The following is a 2,213-nucleotide window of genomic DNA, read 5'->3' as shown; positions in this document are numbered from 1 at the left end:
ATAGCCACTTGAATTTCTATATACATTCTGAATAAAGGATACGGATTATGTTCGGCAAACAACTTTTTGAAGAAGTCAGCTCCAAAATCAGCGAAACCATCGCCAACAGCCCTGCCAAAGACATGGAGAAAAACGTTAAAGCCATGCTCGGCAGCGCGTTCAACCGCATGGATTTGGTGACCCGTGAGGAATTCGACATCCAACAACAGGTTTTGATTAAAACCCGTACCAAACTGGCCGAATTGGAAGCCCGTTTGGCCAAACTCGAAGCTGCTCAAGAGCCTGAAGAAGCGGCTTTGAAAGCTGCCGAAGCCGCTGCTGAAGAAGCTGTTGCCGAAATCAAACAACAAACCGAAGCTGCCGAATAAGGCCGTCTGAAACATGTCACTTGCTTTGGTTTACAGCCGCGCCTTAAGCGGCATGAATGCGCCGTTGGTCGAAGTGGAAGCCCACCTTGCCAACGGCTTGCCACATTTCAATATCGTCGGTTTGCCCGATACTGAAGTCAAAGAAAGCCGCGACCGCGTGCGTGCCGCCATCATCCAAAGCGGCTTCGACTTTCCCGCCAAGAAAATTACCGTCAACCTCGCACCGGCCGACCTCCCAAAAGAATCCGGCCGTTTCGATTTGCCGATTGCCTTAGGTATTCTTGCCGCATCGGGACAAATCAATCCTGAAAAGCTCTCGCAATATGAGTTTGCCGGAGAATTGGCGCTGTCCGGCTTGCTGCGTCCCGTACGCGGCGCGCTGGCCATGGCATGGCAGGGAATGCAGGCAGGCCGTTCGTTCGTATTGCCACAAGAAAATGCCGAACAGGCTGCCGTTATGCGCGGTATCGCGGTTTATGGTGCGCGTTCTTTGGGCGAAGTGGCCGCGCATTTAAACGGCATCGAACCGTTGACACAAACCGAATGCAAGCTGACGCAAAGGCCGTCTGAACAAAGTAAAATTCCTGATTTAGCCGATGTTAAAGGCCAGCATACTGCCCGCCTTGCCTTGGAAATCGCAGCGGCAGGCGGACACAGCTTGTTGATGATGGGGCCGCCAGGAACGGGCAAATCCATGCTTTCGCAACGTTTGCCTGGCATCCTTCCTCCTTTGACCGAAGACGAATTAGTCGAAGTATGGGCATTGCGTTCGCTCCTGCCCAACCATCAACAGCAACTCGACAGCAACCGTCCTTTCCGCAGCCCTCATCACAGCGCCAGCTCGGCTGCTATGGTAGGTGGTGGTTCAGACCCGCGTCCGGGCGAAATTTCATTGGCGCATCACGGTGTGTTGTTTTTAGACGAATTGCCCGAGTTTGACCGTAAAGTATTAGAAGTGTTGCGCGAACCTTTAGAAAACGGCGAAATCCATATTTCCCGCGCCGCACGCCAAGCCGTTTATCCGGCCAAGTTCCAGCTCGTCGCCGCCATGAATCCCTGCCCTTGCGGCTATCTTGGCCATCCGTCCAAACCTTGCCGCTGCACGCCTGAAAGCGTTGCCCGCTACCGCAACAAAATTTCAGGGCCATTGCTCGACCGTATTGATTTAACTATCGAAGTACCCAGCCTTTCCGCTGCCGAGTTGATGCAACAAGAGGCAGGCGAATCCAGTGCTACCGTATTGGAACGCGTTACCGCCGCACGCAAAATCCAATACAACCGGCAAGGCAAAGTCAATGCAGAACTGAGTGTCGGCGAGCTCGATGGCAAAGCCCGCATCCAAAAAGAAGCGCAAGAAGCCTTGGGAACCATGCTCGAAAAACTGTCCCTTTCCGCCCGAAGTTTCCACCGTATCATGCGCGTCGCCCGTACGCTGGCCGATTTGGCAGGCGACGAAGAAGTCAGCAAAACCCATGTGATGAAAGCCATCGGCTTCCGTCGCGCCCTTTAACTTGTCAGACGGCCTGAATCTTTATGTTTAAGTAAAACTAGAGTAAACAAAGCATCAGGATTTTGCCGTCTATAACGGTTATTGATAAAATATCGAATCCAAACTCAGACAGTCTCACTTCAGGCCGTCTGAACACATTATTACAAGGTAAGTCATGAAAAAATCTACACAATATGGTAAAGGCTTGTCCGGTTTCTTTTTCGGCCTAATACTGGCAACAGGTATTATTGCCGGTATTTTGTTCTTCTTGAACCAAGGCAACCAAAACGTTTTCAAAGAGCTGACTCAGCCTAAACAAAGCGAAGAACCTGAAATCCTGAAACCTCAGGACAAAG

2 protein-coding genes and 1 pseudogene are annotated in these 2,213 nt (G+C 51.3%); all 3 read left to right on the top strand.

What is annotated here, in order from left to right:
• The first annotated feature begins 47 nt into the window (after nucleotides 1-47).
• Entirely contained in the window at nucleotides 48-368 is a 321-nt protein-coding gene (locus tag ACTHUE_RS16245) for an accessory factor UbiK family protein (RefSeq protein ID WP_003684455.1), read from the top strand.
• Between the two features lie 13 nt (nucleotides 369-381).
• A complete protein-coding gene (locus tag ACTHUE_RS16240; RefSeq protein ID WP_107768914.1) occupies nucleotides 382-1,878 on the top strand; it encodes a YifB family Mg chelatase-like AAA ATPase in 1,497 nt (498 codons plus the stop codon).
• A 154-nt stretch (nucleotides 1,879-2,032) separates the two neighbouring features.
• Nucleotides 2,033-2,213, top strand: a pseudogene (locus ACTHUE_RS16235) (cell division protein FtsN); the annotation flags it as partial.

It is taken from the genome of Neisseria sp. P0021.S005, from assembly GCF_051956955.1.
This window is presented reverse-complemented; position numbering and strand designations above follow the sequence as displayed.

Coding starts and splice junctions, on each gene's coding strand:
- ACTHUE_RS16245 (WP_003684455.1), top strand. CDS start 48: ATGTTCGGCAAACAACTTTTTGAAGAAGTCAGCTCCAAAATCAGCGAA.
- ACTHUE_RS16240 (WP_107768914.1), top strand. CDS start 382: ATGTCACTTGCTTTGGTTTACAGCCGCGCCTTAAGCGGCATGAATGCG.